The sequence below is a fragment of the Plantibacter sp. VKM Ac-2885 genome, assembly GCF_015351205.1.
In the GTDB taxonomy this organism is placed as follows: domain Bacteria; phylum Actinomycetota; class Actinomycetes; order Actinomycetales; family Microbacteriaceae; genus Plantibacter; species Plantibacter auratus.
The window spans coordinates 1,841,986-1,858,419 of record NZ_JADKSK010000001.1 but is presented as its reverse complement, the minus strand read 5'-3'; the positions used below and the strand labels follow the sequence as shown (position 1 = coordinate 1,858,419).

General features: G+C 67.7%; 14 protein-coding genes. 3 read left to right on the top strand and 11 right to left on the bottom strand.

What is annotated here, in order from left to right:
• Positions 1–42 precede the first annotated feature (42 nt).
• The 5 genes from ITJ66_RS08955 to ITJ66_RS08935 form a co-directional block, all read right to left on the bottom strand.
• A complete protein-coding gene (locus ITJ66_RS08955; RefSeq protein WP_079705611.1) occupies positions 43–954 on the bottom strand; it encodes a carbohydrate ABC transporter permease in 912 nt (303 codons plus the stop codon).
• Complete coding sequence (locus ITJ66_RS08950; RefSeq protein ID WP_079705610.1) at positions 951–1,955, bottom strand: carbohydrate ABC transporter permease; 1,005 nt, start codon at positions 1,953–1,955, stop codon at positions 951–953. Before ITJ66_RS08950 ends, ITJ66_RS08955 begins: the two co-directional genes overlap by 4 nt.
• The gene (gene ngcE / locus ITJ66_RS08945; protein ID WP_079705609.1) at positions 1,952–3,358 is read right to left on the bottom strand and encodes an N-acetylglucosamine/diacetylchitobiose ABC transporter substrate-binding protein; all 1,407 of its coding nucleotides are present in this window, start codon (positions 3,356–3,358) and stop codon (positions 1,952–1,954) included. Before ngcE ends, ITJ66_RS08950 begins: the two co-directional genes overlap by 4 nt.
• 95 nt (positions 3,359–3,453) lie before the next feature.
• On the bottom strand, positions 3,454–4,233 hold the full coding sequence (locus ITJ66_RS08940) for a sugar isomerase domain-containing protein (protein ID WP_124769061.1): 780 nt from the start codon (positions 4,231–4,233) through the stop codon (positions 3,454–3,456).
• 10 nt (positions 4,234–4,243) lie between these two features.
• A complete protein-coding gene (locus ITJ66_RS08935) occupies positions 4,244–5,191 on the bottom strand; it encodes a MurR/RpiR family transcriptional regulator (protein ID WP_191940839.1) in 948 nt (315 codons plus the stop codon).
• A gap of 93 nt (positions 5,192–5,284) precedes the next feature.
• Between ITJ66_RS08935 and ITJ66_RS08930 the strand changes: the two genes are divergently transcribed.
• The 3 genes from ITJ66_RS08930 to ITJ66_RS08920 all read left to right on the top strand — a co-directional run bounded on the left by ITJ66_RS08930 (position 5,285) and on the right by ITJ66_RS08920 (position 8,755).
• Positions 5,285–6,310, top strand: coding sequence for an N-acetylglucosamine kinase (locus ITJ66_RS08930; protein ID WP_228501539.1), 1,026 nt, complete (start codon positions 5,285–5,287; stop codon positions 6,308–6,310).
• A complete protein-coding gene (locus ITJ66_RS20145) occupies positions 6,307–7,308 on the top strand; it encodes a Gfo/Idh/MocA family protein (RefSeq protein ID WP_194644399.1) in 1,002 nt (333 codons plus the stop codon). The genes ITJ66_RS08930 and ITJ66_RS20145 overlap by 4 nt, the downstream gene beginning before the upstream one ends.
• Before the next feature lie 124 nt (positions 7,309–7,432).
• Positions 7,433–8,755 (top strand): alpha-L-fucosidase, encoded by a 1,323-nt coding sequence (locus ITJ66_RS08920; RefSeq protein WP_370582597.1) that lies wholly within the window; start codon positions 7,433–7,435, stop codon positions 8,753–8,755.
• 87 nt (positions 8,756–8,842) lie between these two features.
• On the opposite strand, the gene ilvC is transcribed toward ITJ66_RS08920, so the two are convergent.
• The 6 genes from ilvC to otsA are packed head-to-tail and all read right to left on the bottom strand — an operon-like array spanning position 8,843 to position 16,377.
• The gene (gene ilvC / locus ITJ66_RS08915; RefSeq protein ID WP_194644398.1) at positions 8,843–9,871 is read right to left on the bottom strand and encodes a ketol-acid reductoisomerase; all 1,029 of its coding nucleotides are present in this window, start codon (positions 9,869–9,871) and stop codon (positions 8,843–8,845) included.
• Positions 9,872–9,919: 48 nt separating this feature from the next.
• On the bottom strand, positions 9,920–10,429 hold the full coding sequence (gene ilvN / locus ITJ66_RS08910) for an acetolactate synthase small subunit (RefSeq protein WP_064296248.1): 510 nt from the start codon (positions 10,427–10,429) through the stop codon (positions 9,920–9,922).
• Positions 10,430–10,431: 2 nt separating this feature from the next.
• Entirely contained in the window at positions 10,432–12,237 is a 1,806-nt protein-coding gene (locus tag ITJ66_RS08905; RefSeq protein ID WP_085510581.1) for an acetolactate synthase large subunit, read from the bottom strand.
• A gap of 42 nt (positions 12,238–12,279) precedes the next feature.
• Positions 12,280–13,974, bottom strand: a complete 1,695-nt coding sequence (ilvD, locus tag ITJ66_RS08900; protein WP_064296246.1) for a dihydroxy-acid dehydratase — start codon at positions 13,972–13,974, stop codon at positions 12,280–12,282.
• A gap of 1 nt (position 13,975) precedes the next feature.
• On the bottom strand, positions 13,976–14,797 hold the full coding sequence (gene otsB, locus ITJ66_RS08895; RefSeq protein WP_079705605.1) for a trehalose-phosphatase: 822 nt from the start codon (positions 14,795–14,797) through the stop codon (positions 13,976–13,978).
• Positions 14,794–16,377 carry an alpha,alpha-trehalose-phosphate synthase (UDP-forming) gene (otsA, locus tag ITJ66_RS08890; RefSeq protein ID WP_137241913.1) on the bottom strand — a complete coding sequence of 528 codons (1,584 nt, stop codon included), beginning with the start codon at positions 16,375–16,377 and terminating at the stop codon, positions 14,794–14,796. The genes otsB and otsA overlap by 4 nt, the downstream gene beginning before the upstream one ends.
• Positions 16,378–16,434 lie beyond the last annotated feature (57 nt).

Genomic DNA, 16,434 nt, shown 5'->3' with positions numbered 1-16,434 from the left:
TTCCAGTGATCCGCTCGAGCCGAGGACGCGCACGCCGCTGCGCTACTTGTCCGTGCCCTGCGACACCGAACCCTGCAGCTGACGCTGGAAGATCAGGTACACGATGAGCACGGGGACCACGGTGATCACGGACGCCGCGAAGAGTGCACCGAAGTCCACCGAGTACCCGGCCTGGGCGGCGAAGGACGCCATCCCCTGCGTCAGGACGTAGTTCTGCGGGTTCGAGTTGAGCGCCACCGGCAGGAGGAACTGGTTCCACAACCCCACGAAGTTGAGGATCGCGACGGTCGCGAGGCCCGGCCTCGCCATGGGCAGCATCACCTGGAAGAAGGTCCGCCACTCCCCTGCTCCGTCGATCGCGGCCGCCTCCGCGATGGAGACCGGCAGCGACTTGAAGAACGAGAACAGGAAGAACACCGTGAACGGGAAGGCGAACGCCGCGTACGTGAGGATGAGTCCCGGGAGCGAGTTGAGCAACCCGAGGCTCTGCAGCACGAAGAACAACGGCACGATCGCGAGGAACACGGGGAACGTGAGGCCGGCGAGCATCAGGTAGTAGATGGCCCGGCTCCCGAAGAAGCGGAACCGCGCCAGCACGTACGCACACATCGAGCCGAACAGCATGGTCACGATGAGGGCGCCGAACACCACCACGATCGAGTTCAGGAAGAAGCTCCCGATACCGGCCGTCGTCCACGCGTTCACGTAGTTGTCGAAGTTCCATTTCGACGGCAGCGAGAACGGTGACGCGAAGATCTCGGAGCTCGTCTTGAACGACGACATGACCGTCCAGAGCAGCGGGACGACGACCACGATCGACCAGATGATGAGCACCGTGTGCGATGCCGTCCCGACGACGCGGTCGCCCGTGGTCGGCTTGCGGCTGGCCGGTGTACGCGTGCCGGTTCCGACGACCGCCGGGTTCGCGGTCGTCGCCGTGGTCTGGACGGTCATTCCGCCACCCCTTCATCGTTGCCGCCGGTGAGTCGGCTGACCAGGAAGACGACGCCTGCGAACATCAGGGTGACGAGCGCGAGCACGACTCCCATCGCACAGGCGTAGCCGAACTGGCCCTTGGTGAACGCCGTCGTGAAGAGCTGCTGCGACATCACGAGCGTCGTGTTGGACGGGCCGCCGCCGGGATTCAACGCGGCCATGTACACGAACGCGTCGAGGGCGAGGATGCCCATGTAGATGTACGCCGTCTGGATGTTGTCGCGGATCAGCGGGATCGTGATCGTGAGCGCGGTCCGCAGGCGACCCGCGCCGTCGATCCGTGCCGCCTCGTACACCTCGGCCGGCACGCCCTTGATCGCCGCGATGAAGAGCACCGTGTAGAACCCGATGAGTCCCCAGACGATGACGAACATGGTCGCGATCATCGCCGTGTCCGGTGAACCGAGCCAGGCGAAGGAGGTGAACTGGTCGAGCCCGATGCCGGTCAGGAAGCCGTTCAGCAGCCCGGACGACGGGTCGTAGATCTGCTTCCAGATGAGGCCGATGACGATGGCCGGCACGACGTACGGGAAGAAGGTGATCACGCGGTACACGCTCGAGTTGCGGAGGCCGCGGATCGGACCGTTACTCGGTCCGCCGATCGTGATGAGGGAGGCGAAGAGGAACGCGATCCCGAGGGTCACGAGCGGCAGGACGATCGCGAGCGCGACGCTGTTGCCCATGGACTGGAGGAAGGTCTGGTCCTGGAAGAGCTTCGTGTAGTTCGAGAACCCGACGAAGTCCATGCCCGGGGAGAACCCGGACCAGTTCGTCAACGAGTAGTACGCCGCCTGCGCGAACGGCGAGACCACGAAGACGACGTACCCCACCACCGGCACGATCAGGAAGACCAGGAAGAACGAGACCCGGTCGAACGTGAAGTCCCGGCGGCGCAACCGCCGGGCGGCGGGAGGGGTAGCCCCTCCCACCTTCCCGATCGGCGTGCCGACCGCCGTCATTTGACGGTGACCTTGTCCACGGAGTCGTCGTTGCGGACCTTGTCGGAGATGTCCTGCATGCCCTTGGTGAGGGTGGCGACGTCGGAACCACCCTGCAGGAACGTGTTCCAGAGGACGAGGAGGTCCGTGTTGAGTCCGTACAGGTCGATGAAGCTCCACGAGAACACGTCGGTGCCGGCGTCGTTCAACATCTTCACCTGGGACACGAGCGCCGTCGAGCCGAAGCCGTCCTCGGGGATCGTGTCCTTGACGATCGTCGACGAGAAGGTCGTCTTGGCGAAGTTCACCGCGGCGTCGTTCGACAGCATGGCCCGCAGGAACTCCTTGCCACCGCCGACGTTCTTGCCCTGCGACGGGACGATGAACCCTTCACCTGCGGTGCTGTGCAGCGCCGAGTACGGCAGGGCGGAGTCGGCGGAGACCGTCGGCTCGGGCGCGCCGGTCATCTTGAAGCCGTCCTTCGTCTGGGTCTTCATCTCGTTCTCGATCCAGCCACCCGAGGGGTAGAGGATGAAGTCCTCCGAGTTGCTCCACTGCGCCTGCGCAGCGGTGAACTGCGTTCCGGCGCCACCGGGCTTGACGTACCCGGCGTCGATGATCGCCTTGAGACCCTTGAGCACGTCCTGGACGGCCGGCTTCGACCAGCAGTCCGCCTCGAGGTTCTCGAGCGCCAGACGGACCTCGTCGCCGCCCTCCTTGATCGCGGACGCGATCGCCATCGTCAGGTAGTAGGTGGCCGCCTCGGTGCCCCAACCGAACAGGTACTTGCCCTGCGCCTTGGCCTTCGCACCGAGATCGAGTGCCTCGGCCCAGGTCTTCGGGGGCGTCCAGCCGTTCGCCTCGAAGAGCGCTGCCGAGTACCAGACCGCGTAGACCGTCAGCACGTAGTTCAGCTGCACGAACTTGCCGTCGAAGGTGCCCGGCTCGACGACACCCGGGTAGAGGGTGTCCTTGATGACCTTGCCCTCGTAGTTCTTCGCCTCGATGACGTCCGTCAGGTCGGCGAGCTGCTCGCGGATCGTGTTGATGCCGATGAGGCCGGCGCCGCTGTTGTCGATGACGTCCGGCGGGTTGCCGGCGACGAACCGCGGCTGGAGGGTCTGCGCGATGTTCGTCGCGGCCGTGACCTTGACGGTCGAGCCTGCCTGCTGCTTCTCGACGAGCTTCCCGGCGAACTCGGTGTACTCGATGCCGTACCCGCCCTTGAAGATGACGGCGTCGACCGTCGAGTTGGCGGCCATGCCGAACGGGTTGTCGGCCGAGACCGGTCCGCCGGTGGTGGTCGCCCCGCCTCCGCCGCCGACACAGGACGCGAGCGTCCCGCCCAGCGGGAGGAGGATCGCGGTCGCGAGTGCTCCTCGCAGGAAATCGCGGCGTTGGAGCGTTGCTGGCTGCTTGTCCATCGGTCTACCTTCCAGTGATTCGAGTGTTGCCCGGGTGTGGTGCTGTCGGGGTGGTGTTGTCGGGTGTGTGTTGCGGGAGTTGCGACGCCTCGGGTTCAGGCGTCACGTCTGATCCGGCCCCGGTAGCGGTCCTCGAGCACACTGTTGTGCTCGTCGCCGCCCGGGATGTTGGCCGAGATGTAGAGCGGTGGGGTCTCGCCGGTCGCCGCGATCCTCGCTGCGACGCCGATGGTGAGGAGCTGCGCGAGGTAGGCCGCCGTGATCGAGGACACCGCGCCGACCGGGACGCCGTCCTGGACCTCGATGGTCGCGTCGCCGAACGGAGCACGGTTGTCGAGCACCACGTCGGCCACCTCGGAGAGCCGCAGCCCGCTCGGGTGCTTCGGCTCGACGCGCGAGGTGTGCTCGAGCGAGGTCACGGCGATGACGGGGTGGCCGTGTTCCTTGGCGATCAGGGCGAGTCCCACGATCGACCCGTTGACGCCGGAGTTCGACGCGATGATGAACACGTCGCCCTCCCCCACCGGTGAGATCGCGAAGAGCTCCGCCGCGACGTCGCCGCTGCGCTCCAGCGCGGCACCACCGAGGTCGTCGACGGACCGTTCGCCGCGGAGGACGACGTCCCGCAGGGCGATCTTGTTCGTCGGGATCAGTCCACCGGCCCGGCCGGCGATTTCCATCGCGAACGCCTCCGAGTGGCCGGTGCCGAACGCCTGGATGACCGCTCCGCGCTCGAGGGCCGCGACCAGCAGGTCGATCGCGGGGTCGAGTTCGCCGGACCGTGCCGCCTGGGTGATGTCCGCGAGGCGCGAGGTGACCTCGTCGGTGTAGCGATCGACGTGATCGGTCCAGGTCGTGGTGGATGTGGTGCTCATTCGGTTCCTCTCAGACGCCCACGGGCGAGGCGGTCTCGGACAGGGCTCCGGCCTTGGTCGGTCGGCGGTGCGGGGCGACCGCGAGGGCGGAGGCCGCGAGGCGCTTGGTCGTGCGCTCGAAGTTCTGCTGCGCGACGAACAGGTACAACAGATCCAGGACGAACAGCTGACCGTGCTTGGCGGAGAGGTCGTCGGGCTGCAGGAACCGTTCGTGGGCCGAGGTGATGATGGCCAACGTCGACGCGGCGACGAGCGGGGAGTCCGGGTTGTTGCTGATCGCCACGGTGAGCGCGCCCGCGCGACCCGCCTGGCGGAGCATCTGGATGGTCTCCTCGGTGCGCCCGGTGTTGCTGATCCCCAGGGCGACCGAGTCCGGGCCCTGGATCGCCGCGCTCGTGAGGCCCGCGTGGACCTCCGACCAGGCGTGCGTGCTGATGCCGATCCGGTACAGCCTGGCCTGCATCTCGTCGGCGAGCATCGCGCTGCCGCCGACACCGTAGATGTCGACGTTCCGGGCGCGCGCGATGGCTGCGGCGATCTCGAGCATGACCTCGAGGTCGATCACGTCGGCGGTCTCCCGCAGCGTCCGGGTGTGCGCGTTGAGCAGCGTGCTCAGGACGTCCGGAGCCGAGTCGTCGGGGCCGAACGCCCGGCCGATGTCGGTCTGCCAGGAGTCGCGTGCGGTGCTGCGACCGAAGTCCTTGGCGAGGTCGACCCGGAACGGCGCGTAGCCGGTGTACCCGATGATCCGGCAGAAGCGGGTGATGGTCGCCGCTGAGACGCCCGAATCGGCTGCGAGCTCACCGATCGTGAGGGTGAGGGGCGCGTCTGGGTTCTCCAACAGGTAGTCCGCGATACGCAGCATGACCCCGGACATCTCCGGCATCCGCGACCGAATCCGGTTGGTCACGCCGGTGGCGTGCTCGACCGGTGGGTCGGTGCGGATGGAAACAGTCATGGAAATTCCTTTTCTCCTTCGTTGGAGTGACGCGAAACTGATTCTTACAGTACGTTGTGGCCCACGGCAACATGTTTCGAGATGATGACGATGATGAAAACAACTCTGGCGGTCGACGCCGGCGGCACCTCGTCCCGCGCGGTGCTCGTGGACGCCTCAGGACGTCGCCTCGGTTCCGGGCGCGCGGGCGGCGGGAATCCGACGTCGTCCGGTGTGGACAGCGCTGCCACGCAGATCGCGCTCGCGGCTCGTGCCGCACTCGACCAGGCCAGGACGACGTCGTCCATACCGCCCCTCCCGTCCGGGTCGCTCGTGGTGATCACGCAGGCGGGGCAGGTGTCCGACGCCTACCGCCGCGCCTTGGACGCACACCTCGTACCGCTCGGACTCGGACCGGTCGTCATCGAACCGGATCTGCTCGGCATGTACGGCTCCGGCTCGGCGTCGCCGGACGGCGTCGTGCTCGTCGCGGGGACCGGGAGCGTCGCGGGACGGATCAGGGACCGTCTCGTCGTCCGGGAGGTCGGTGGTGCCGGCTGGCTCCTCGGCGATGGCGGCTCCGGATTCTGGATCGCCCGGCGCGTGATCCGCGCGGTCGCCGCCGACCTCGACGGCATCGGCCCCCGCACGGGCCTCACCCCGCTGCTCTCCCGGGCGGTCGGGTTCACTCCGGACCCGTCCTCATCCGGTGACGCGGACCACCGCCGGTCCCCGGTACTCGACACACTCATCCGCTCGGTGAACGACGGTCCCCCCATCGCCATCGCCCGCCTGGCGCCGCTCGCCTTCCAAGCCGCGGACGACGACGTCGCGCGGTCCATCCTCGACGCTGCCGTCGACCGCCTGGCGGTCCTCGTGGAACGGGTGCTGGCTCCGGATTCGGACCACAGAGAGAGCACGCTCGTCGTCGGCGGCAGCGTGCTCGTCGACGGACTCCTCCCGTCCGTCCCCTCAGCCGCGGAGCGCCTGTCGTCGGCTGCCGCCGGGGCCCGACTCGTCCCGGTCGCCGACGGCCTCGTCGGAGCCGCCGCCCTGGGCATCAGGATGCTCGGCGGGGACGTCGACGACTCGACGCTCAGCCGCCTGCGCGAGGACCTGGCTGCTGGGGCGACGCGGTGACGGCGGATCGGATCGCCGTCATCGGCACCGGTGCCATGGGGCTGGCGCACGTCCGCGCGCTCGCCGGACTCGGTGCGGCGGACCGGATCGCCTACCTGTGCTCGGCCCGGTGGCCGAGAGCCATGCCGGAGGCACCGGCCGCACGACTCACCACCTCGGTCGACGAGGTGCTCCTGGATGCCTCCGTGGGGATCGTCGTCATCTGCACGCCGACCGACACCCATCGGGACCTCGCCGTCAGGGCACTCCGTGTCGGCAAGCACGTCCTGCTGGAGAAGCCGATCGCCCTGACGCTCGCCGACGCCCACGCAATCCTGCGCACCGCCGACGAGTCCGGCCGGACCTTCATGGTCGCGCACGTCGTCAGGTTCTTCGGCGGGTACGAGGCGATCGACGATGCGGTGCGCGACGGCGCCGTCGGCACACCGCTCGCCGTCACGGCCGAACGGCTGAGCTCCCCCGCCGCCCCGTCACCGTGGTGGCAGGACGAGCGACGATCCGGCGGCCCCCTCGTCGACTTCGCGATCCACGACTTCGACCAGCTGAACCAGATCCTCGGTCAGCCGCGATCCGTGTCAGCACGACGCACTGGGACCGGTCGCCCGATCGAGACGACGGTCGACTACGCCGACGGCGGCATCGGGCGCGTCCTCACCTCCATGGAGCTCCCGCCGGCCTTCGGATTCAGCTCGGCCATCGAGGTGCTGGGCAGCACCGGGCTCATCGCCCACCGATTCGTCGGTGCGTCCCCGACCCACGCACCGCCGCTCTCGGTCGACGCCCTCGGGACGGCCGCCGCGCACGGTCCCTACGACCTCGACGAGACCGACCCCTACCGACGACAGATGGCCTCATTCCTCGACTGCGTGGAGCGAGACGTCCAACCGTTCCGAGCGACCGGCCGGAGCGCCCTCGCGGCCCTGACGGTCGCGTTGGCGGCGAAGGCATCGCTGGACACCGGCATGCCCGTGCAGGTCTCCGAACCACACGACGCCTGAACCGTCGACGCGCAGCGGGCCCGTCGTCCTGACCACGCCGGTCCACCGGACAGTAGACATCCGACCTTTCGTGTTAGCCTGCCCCCGCACCACCGTGAACCCACTCGACGATCGAAGGGCCGCCGTGACCGAGACCACCATCCCCCGACCCGACACCGCCTGGTTCGACGAGGCGAGATTCGGATTGTTCCTGCACTGGGGCCTTTATGCCCTCCCCGCACGCCATGAGTGGGTGCAGACGCGGGAACACCTCTCGGCCGAGCACTACGATCGCTACCGCGAGCACTTCGACCCCGATCGGTTCGACCCCCGTGCCTGGGCCAGGCAGGCCAAGGCGGCCGGCTTCCGGTACGCGGTCCTCACGACGAAGCACCACGACGGATTCTGCCTGTGGGACTCGGCACTCACCGACTTCACGTCCATGCACACGCCCGCCGGCCGCGACCTCGTGGCGGAGTTCGTGGAGGCCTTCCGCGCCGAGGGGCTCCGGATCGGCTTCTACCACTCGCTCATCGACTGGCATCACCCCGACTTCACGGTCGACGGCATCCACCCGCGACGCGACGACCCCGAGGCGCTCGCAGCGAACGCGGACCGTGACTGGTCCCGCTACCGGGACTACCTGCACGGCCAGGTGCGCGAGCTGCTCACCGGTTACGGCCCGATCGACTACCTCTTCTTCGACTTCAGCTACTCGCAGGGCATCGAAGGTCTGCCGGGCAAGGGCGCCGCCGACTGGGGCTCCGAGGAACTCGTCGAGATGATCCGCGGGCTGCAGCCGGAGATCCTGATCAACGACCGCCTCGAACTCCCGGGCGACGTCACCACCCCGGAGCAGTACCAGCCCGTGGTGACACCGGTCGACTCCGACGGCGAACCCCTCCGGTGGGAGGCCTGCCAGACCCTGAACGGCAGCTGGGGGTACGACCGCGACAACCTCGACTACAAGTCGCCGGAGCTGCTCCTGCGGATGCTCATCGATTCGGTCTCGAAGAACGGCAACATGCTGCTGAACATCGGACCGACCGCGCGCGGGACGATCGATCCGCGCGCGATCGAACGACTCGAGGTCCTCGCCGACTGGTTCGCGCTCCACGAGCGGGCGATCCGAGGATGCGGCCCGTCGGAGTTCAGCAGTCCGACCGACGTCCGATACACGCAACGCGGCGACCGGCTGTACGTGCACGTCTTCGCCTGGCCGTTCGTGCACCTGCACCTGCCCGGTCTCGGCGGCCGGGTGCGCTACGCGCAGCTGTTGTCGGACGGCTCCGAGGTGCCGTTCCAGGTGCATCGCCCCGAGCACGATCTGCCGAACCAGCACACCCAACCGAAGGGACTCGGTCCCGACACGGTGACCCTGCACCTGCCGATCGGTGAACCCGACACCCCGATCCCGGTCATCGAGATCTTCCTCGAGCCCGGCACGACCGGAGCAACGACGGCCTGAGGCTCCCGCAGACGACGGAACGCCCGCCCCGACGGATCGGGGCGGGCGTTCTGGCTCGGTGCCGCTGAGCGGCTGGACGAGCGGAGACTAGCGGGCGACGCTGCCGTCGACGTAGTCGTCGTCGTTCGAGGCGTTCCACGCGAAGAGCTTGCGCAGCTCGCGACCGGTTGCCTCGATCGGGTGGTCCTCGCCCTTCTTGCGCAGCTCGAGGAACTCGGGCGCGCCGGCGTCCTGGTCGTCGATGAAGCGCTTGGCGAAGGTGCCGTCCTGGATGTCCTTGAGGACCGCCTGCATGTTGGTCTTGACGCTCGGGTCGATGACGCGCGGGCCGGAGACGTAGTCGCCGTACTCAGCCGTGTCGGAGACGCTCCAACGCTGCTTGGCGATGCCACCCTCCCAGATGAGGTCGACGATGAGCTTCAGCTCGTGGAGCACCTCGAAGTAGGCGATCTGCGGCTGGTACCCGGCCTCGGTGAGGGTCTCGAAGCCGTACTGGATCAGCTGCGAGACGCCACCGCACAGGACGGCCTGCTCGCCGAAGAGGTCGGTCTCGGTCTCCTCGGTGAAGGTGGTCTTGATGCCACCGGCACGGAGGCCACCGATCGCCTTGGCGTAGGACCAGGCGAGCGCCCAGGCGCCACCGGTCTCGTCCTTCTCGACGGCGACGATGACGGGGACGCCGCGGCCGGCCTCGTACTCGCGACGGACGGTGTGGCCCGGGCCCTTCGGGGCGACCATGAAGATGTCGACGCCCTCGGGAGCCTCGATGTAGCCGAAGCGGATGTTGAAGCCGTGGCCGAAGACGAGCGCCTTGCCCGGAGCGAGCTGGTCCTTGATGGACTCGGCAAAGATCGTGCGCTGGTACTGGTCCGGAGCGAGGATGACGATGACGTCGGCCCATGCGGAGGCGTCGGCGACGTTCTTGACGGTGAAGCCCTGCTCCTCGGCCTTGGCGATCGACTTCGAGCCGTCCTTCAGGCCGACGACGACCTCGACACCGGAGTCGCGGAGGTTGAGCGCGTGTGCGTGGCCCTGCGAGCCGTAGCCGATAACGGCAACCTTCTTGCCCTGGATGAGCGACAGGTCTGCGTCCTGGTCGTAGAAAATCTCAGTCACTGGTGGTTCTCTCCTTGGTTGTGGTTTCGCAATATGCCGCAGATGCGACTAGTTCTTGAAGACGCGTTCGGTGATGGACTTCGAGCCGCGCCCGATGGCGAGGAGACCCGATTGGGCGATCTCCTTGATGCCGTAGGGCTCGAGCACCTTGAGGAGCGCGGTCGTCTTCCCGGAGTCGCCCGTGACCTCGATCACGAGGGCGTCGGTCGCCACGTCGACGACGCGGGCGCGGAACAGGTTGACGGCTTCCAGCACCTGGGAACGGGTGGAGTTGTCGACGCGGACCTTGATGAGCAGGTGCTCACGCTGGACGGACTGCGCCGGATCCAGCTCGACGATCTTGATGACGTTGATGAGCTTGTTCAGCTGCTTCGTCACCTGCTCGAGCGGAAGCTCCTCGACGTCGACGACGACTGTGATCCGGGACAGACCCTCGATCTCGCTGTGGCCGACCGCGAGGCTCTCGATGTTGAAGCCCCGGCGGGCGAACAACCCGGCGACGCGGGTCAGCAGACCGGGCTTGTCCTCGACGAGGAGGCTCAGGACGTGGCTGCTCATGCTCAGGCCTCCTCATCGAACGACGGACTGTGGTCCTTGGCGTACTGGACGTAGCTGTTGCTGACACCCTGCGGCACCATCGGCCACACCATCGCGTCGGCACTCACGACGAAGTCGATGACGACCGGACGGTCGTTCGTCTCCAGGGCGAGCTTGATGGCGGCGTCGACCTCCTCCTCCTTCGTCACGCGGATCGCGAGGCAACCGTAGGCCTCGGCCAGCTTGACGAAGTCGGGGATCCGGATGGTGTCGTGCCCGGTGTTCAGGTCGGTGTTCGAGTACCGACCGTCGTAGAAGAGCGTCTGCCACTGGCGGACCATGCCCAGCGAGGAGTTGTTGATGATCGCGACCTTGATCGGGATGTTGTTGATCGTGCAGGTCGCGAGTTCCTGGTTGGTCATCTGGAAGCAGCCGTCGCCGTCGATCGCCCACACGTGGCGATCGGGCTGGGCCACCTTGGCACCCATGGCCGCGGGGACCGAGTAACCCATGGTCCCGGCACCGCCGGAGTTCAGCCAGGAGTTCGGACGCTCGTACTTGATGAACTGCGCCGCCCACATCTGGTGCTGGCCGACGCCCGACGCGAACACGCCCTCCGGCCCGGTGATCTCGCCGATGCGGGAGATCACGTGCTGTGGCGAGAGCAGACCGTCGGTCGGCTCGGCGTAGCCCAGCGGGAACTCCTCGCGGAGCCCGTCGAGGTAGGACCACCACTCGGCGATGTCGGGGGTGACCTCGCGGGCGGCTGCCTCGAACGCCGACTGGAGGTCGACAATGACGTCCTTCGCGTCGCCCACGATGGGGACGTCCGCGATGCGGATCTTCGAGATCTCGGCCGGGTCGACGTCCACGTGGACGACCTTGGCGTTCGGCGCGAAGAGCGAGGCCTTGCCGGTCACGCGGTCGTCGAACCGGGCACCGAGCGACACGAGCAGGTCGGCCTCCTGCAGCGCGAGCACTGCCGGGACGGTGCCGTGCATGCCGGGCATGCCGAGGTGCTGCGTGTGCGAGTCGGGGAACGCCCCGCGAGCCATGAGCGTCGTCACGACCGGAGCCCCGGTCGCCTCGGCCAGCGCGAGCAGTTCCTCGGAGGCCTTGGAGCGGATCACGCCGCCGCCGACGTACAGCACCGGCTTCTTGGCGTTGACGAGCAGCTGCGCAGCGGCCTGGATCTGCTTGCCGTGCGCCTTCGTCACCGGGCGGTAGCCGGGCAGGTCGACCTTCGGCGGCCAGATGAACGGCGCTTCAGCCTGCTGGGCGTCCTTCGTGATGTCGACCAGCACCGGTCCGGGACGGCCGGTACCCGCGATCTCGTAGGCCGCGGCGATGGCCGCCGGGACCTCCTCCGGGGTCTTGACGAGGAAGGAGTGCTTCGTGATCGGCATGGTGATGCCGACGATGTCCGCCTCCTGGAACGCGTCAGTGCCCATGAGGGTCGAGAACACCTGACCGGTGATCGCGACCATCGGCACCGAGTCCATGTAGGCGTCGGCGATGGCGGTGACGAGGTTCGTCGCGCCGGGGCCGGACGTCGCGATGCACACGCCGATCCCGCCACCGGCGGCGGCGTATCCTTCGGCCGCGTGGCCGGCGCCCTGCTCGTGGCGGACCAGGATGTGGCGGAGCTTCGTCGAGTCCATCAGCGGGTCGTAGGTCGGCAGGATCGCTCCGCCGGGCAGACCGAAGATGTCGGTGACCCCGAGGAGCTCGAGCGATCGGACGATCGCCTGGGCTCCCGTCAGGATCTCCGGTGCGGCCGGGGCCGCAGGTGTTCTGGGATGAGGCACGGGTTGGGATTCCGTGGGCATGATGATTCCTTCAGCGATGAGATGCACGAACGAGATGCTCGGTTATCCCGTGATCGCGCCCTCCGCTGCGGAGTGCACGAGACGAGAGTACTTTGCGAGAACGCCACGGGTATAGCGCGGGGGAAGAGGCGCCCAGCCGTCGCGGCGGGCTTCCAGCTCTGCTTCGTCGACGAGTAGGTCGAGCGAGCGGCCAGCGATATCGACCCGTATCAGATCACCATCGCGCACGAAGGCGATTGGACCTGCGTCCACCGCTTCGGGTGCTATGTGGCCGATGCACAGTCCGGTTGTGCCGCCTGAGAATCGACCGTCCGTCAACAGTAGTACATCCTTGCCGAGTCCGGCGCCCTTGATGGCGGCCGTGATCGCGAGCATCTCGCGCATCCCCGGCCCACCCTTCGGGCCCTCGTAGCGGATGATGACGACGTCGCCCTTGTTGATCTTGCCCTCGGTGAGCGCGTCCATGGCTCCGCGTTCACGTTCGAAGACCCGCGCGGGTCCTTCGAAGACCTCGGCGTCGAATCCGGCCGTCTTCACGACGGCGCCCTCGGGCGCGAACGAGCCCTTGAGGATCGTGATGCCGCCGGTCGCGTGGATCGGGTTGTCGAGCGTGCGGATGACCGTGCCGTCGATCGGGTCGGGGTTGATGTCGGCGAGGTTCTCGGCGACCGTCTTGCCGGTGACCGTGAGGCAGTCGCCGTGCAGCAGACCGGCGTCGAGCAGCGCCTTCATGACGACGGGGACGCCGCCGTGACGGTCGACGTCGTTCATGACGTACTGGCCGAACGGCTTCAGGTCGCCGATGTGCGGCACCTTGTCGCCGATGCGGTTGAAGTCGTCGAGTGTGAGGTCGACCTCGGCCTCGCGGGCGATCGCGAGCAGGTGCAAGACCACGTTCGTCGATCCGCCGAATGCCATCGCGACGGCGATGGCGTTCTCGAACGCCTCCTTCGTCAGGATGTCGCGCGCGGTGATGCCGAGTCGGAGCATGTTGACCACGGCTTCGCCCGAGCGGTGCGCGAAGTAGTCGCGACGGCGGTCGGCCGAGGGCGGCGATGCCGAACCCGGGAGGCTCATGCCGAGCGCCTCGGCGACCGACGCCATCGTGTTGGCCGTGTACATCCCGCCGCAGGCACCCTCGCCCGGGGCGATGGCGCACTCGATGCGCTTCAGGTCCTCTTCGCTCATGTTGCCGGCCTTGCAGGCCCCGACCGCCTCGAAGGAGTCGATGATCGTGACCTCCTTCTCGGTGCCGTCGGAGAGCTTGACCCAACCCGGCGCGATCGATCCGGCGTAGAGGAAGACCGAGGAGAGGTCGAGCCGCGCGGCGGCCATGAGCATGCCCGGGAGCGACTTGTCGCAGCCGGCGAGCAGGACCGTGCCGTCGAGGCGCTCGGCCATGACCACGGTCTCGACGCTGTCGGCGATGACCTCGCGCGAGACGAGCGAGAAGTGCATGCCCTCGTGGCCCATGGAGATGCCGTCGGAGACGGAGATGGTGCCGAACTGCAGCGGGTATCCCCCACCCGAGTGCACGCCCTCCTTGGCACCCTGTGCGAGGCGGTCGAGCGAGAGGTTGCAGGGCGTGATCTCGTTCCACGAGCTCGCGATGCCGATCTGGGGCTTGTCCCAGTCCTCGTCGCCCATGCCGACGGCGCGGAGCATGCCGCGCGAGGTGGTCGCCTCGATCCCGTCGGTGACGGCACGACTGCGTGGTTTGATGTCGATCTCTGGCATTTTAAGAGTCTACGGCTTCCTTGTTGCTTCGATATTCCGCGAGCATGCCGAGGACGCGCGCGATCTCGGAGGGTCCTTCGACCCTGAAGTCGGCGGCGGTCACGCCGGTGCCACTCTTCACCCCGAGGTCGCCGGGGCCGAGTGCGCCGAACGCGTCCTCGTCCGTGACGTCGTCGCCCGCGTAGAACACGGCATCTGCTTTGGTGTACCGCCGGAGGTGTTCGACGGCTTCGCCCTTGGTCGCGCTCCTGAGCGAGAACTCGAGGACGTTCTTGCCCTCTCGAACCGTCAGGGCGCCGAACTCGTCCTTGGTGTGGGCGAGTGCTTCGAGGTGGGCGATCCTGGAGTCTTCTTCACTGGCGAGCCTCGTGTGCAGGGCGAACCCTGCCGGCTTCCGCTCGATCCAGACATTATCGTAACCCTCCGCGACGTCCTGGAGGATCCGTTGGAGGGTCTCCCGCTGTTCGCGTTCCTCATCGTCGAGGGCGAGGGCGTCGTCGGGGTTGTCGAGGCGGATCTCGACGCCGTGCGAGCCGGCGAACAGCGCGTGGTCGGGCAGCTCGGCCACCGCCACGAGACTGTCGATCGCGCGCCCGGACACGAGTGCGACGCGCGTCCCTGGCAGGTCCATCAGCGCCAACACGGCCTTGCGAGCTGCTGGCAGCGCGCGCGCCTGATCCGGGTCGTCGACCTCGGGTGCCAGGGTGCCGTCGAAGTCCAGGGCCACCAGGAGCTTCGGGACGTCGGCCAGGCGGCGGAGTTCCGCACGCAGTCCGAGGGGAAGCCCCCCGAGGGTGTCGGTGGGCTCGTCGGTGGTGCTCATGACTGGGTGGTGCTCCCCTGCTCGATGGTCGGTGACTGGTCGCGCACACGCTGCAGCTCATCGAGGAAGGATGCCGACCAGCGCGCGACGTCGTACTCCATGACGCGCTTGCGCAGCGCCCGCATGCGACGACCACGCTCGGCCTTCGTCATGTGCACGGCCTGGAGGATCGCCGACTTCATCCCCTCGATGTCGTGCGGGTTGATCTTGAGTGCCTGCTTCAGCTCGTCGGACGCGCCGGCGAACTCGCTCAGCACGAGGACGCCGTCGTTGTCGTAGCGAGCGGCGACGTACTCCTTCGCGACGAGGTTCATGCCGTCGCGCAGGGCCGTGACGAGCATGACGTCGGCGGCGAGGTAGAGCGCGGCCATCTCCTCGCGGGGGTACCCGTGGTGCAGGTACTGGATCGCGGTGTGGCCGATGGTGCCGAAGTCACCGTTGATCCGGCCGACCGTCTGTTCGATGTCGTCGCGGAGCTGACGGTACGTCTCGACGCGTTCGCGGCTGGGGCTGGCGACCTGGACGAGCGTGACGTCCTCGACCGCGAGCTTGCCCTGTGCGAGGAGTTCTCCGAAGGCCTTGAGTCGGTGCCCGATGCCCTTCGTGTAGTCGAGGCGGTCGACGCCGAGCATGATCGTCTCCGGGTTGCCGAGCTCCTCGCGGATCTGCTTGGCACGGGCGATGATGTCGGGGCGCTGCGCGAGGACCTGGTACCCCTTGCTGTCGATCGAGATCGGGAAGTGCCGGGCGATCACCGTGCGGTACGGGGCGCCGCGCTTCGACGCGACCGGTGCCGCGTCCGTCGTGACCGACACGAGTGCGGCATCGAGCGGGACCTGGATCGCGGCCCCCTTCGTCTCGTACCCGAACAGGCGGCGGACCGCCCGGGAGAAGTTGCCCGCGTCCGCGACGCGCTGGAAGCCGATGACGTCGGCGCCGAGCAGTCCCTCGATGATCTGGCGTCGCCATGGGAGCTGCGAGTAGATGCCGTAGGCCGGGAAGGGGATGTGGTTGAAGAAGCCGATCGTGAGATCGGGTCGCAGCTCACGCAGGATCTTCGGCACGAGCTGCAGCTGGTAGTCCTGCACCCAGACCGTCGCGCCGTCGGACGCGGCCGCTGCGGCCGCCTCCGCGAACCGTCGGTTCACGGCGACGTAGGAGTCCCACCACTCGCGGTGGTAGCTCGGCGGAGCGATGACGTCGTGGTAGAGCGGCCAGATGGTGTCGTTCGAGAAGCCCTCGTAATAGCGGGCGATCTCGTCCTCGGACAGCGGGACCGGGATGATCCACATGTCGTCGTTGTCGAACGGCTCGATCTCGAGGTCGGCGGAGCCGGCCCATCCGATCCAGGCGCCGTCGGCACCGCGCATCACGGGTTCGAGGGCGGTCACGAGTCCACCGGGTGAGGTCCGCCAGCTCTCGGCACCGTCTGCATCGACGACGCGGTCGACCGGCAGCCGGTTCGATACCACGATGAAGTCGAAGGTCGACGCTGATCCGCCGTCAGGCGCGGAATATCTGGTGATGATGGCCCTCCCGGGGTGCTCGGGTTCGCTGTTCAGGCTAGCAGCGTTCCGCATGGCGAAACCGCGTGTTCAGACGGCGAGCATATGCTTGCGCTGATGATCCGCCATGGC

Bases quoted from the DNA above. Each gene is read 5' to 3' on its own strand.
- ilvD (WP_064296246.1), bottom strand. From the start codon at position 13,974: ATGCCAGAGATCGACATCAAACCACGCAGTCGTGCCGTCACCGACGGG.
- ITJ66_RS08930 (WP_228501539.1), top strand. From the start codon at position 5,285: ATGAAAACAACTCTGGCGGTCGACGCCGGCGGCACCTCGTCCCGCGCG.
- ITJ66_RS08940 (WP_124769061.1), bottom strand. From the start codon at position 4,233: ATGAGCACCACATCCACCACGACCTGGACCGATCACGTCGATCGCTAC.
- ITJ66_RS08935 (WP_191940839.1), bottom strand. From the start codon at position 5,191: ATGACTGTTTCCATCCGCACCGACCCACCGGTCGAGCACGCCACCGGC.
- otsA (WP_137241913.1), bottom strand. From the start codon at position 16,377: ATGCGGAACGCTGCTAGCCTGAACAGCGAACCCGAGCACCCCGGGAGG.
- ITJ66_RS08955 (WP_079705611.1), bottom strand. From the start codon at position 954: ATGACCGTCCAGACCACGGCGACGACCGCGAACCCGGCGGTCGTCGGA.
- ilvN (WP_064296248.1), bottom strand. From the start codon at position 10,429: ATGAGCAGCCACGTCCTGAGCCTCCTCGTCGAGGACAAGCCCGGTCTG.
- otsB (WP_079705605.1), bottom strand. From the start codon at position 14,797: ATGAGCACCACCGACGAGCCCACCGACACCCTCGGGGGGCTTCCCCTC.
- ITJ66_RS08905 (WP_085510581.1), bottom strand. From the start codon at position 12,237: ATGCCCACGGAATCCCAACCCGTGCCTCATCCCAGAACACCTGCGGCC.
- ITJ66_RS08950 (WP_079705610.1), bottom strand. From the start codon at position 1,955: ATGACGGCGGTCGGCACGCCGATCGGGAAGGTGGGAGGGGCTACCCCT.
- ngcE (WP_079705609.1), bottom strand. From the start codon at position 3,358: ATGGACAAGCAGCCAGCAACGCTCCAACGCCGCGATTTCCTGCGAGGA.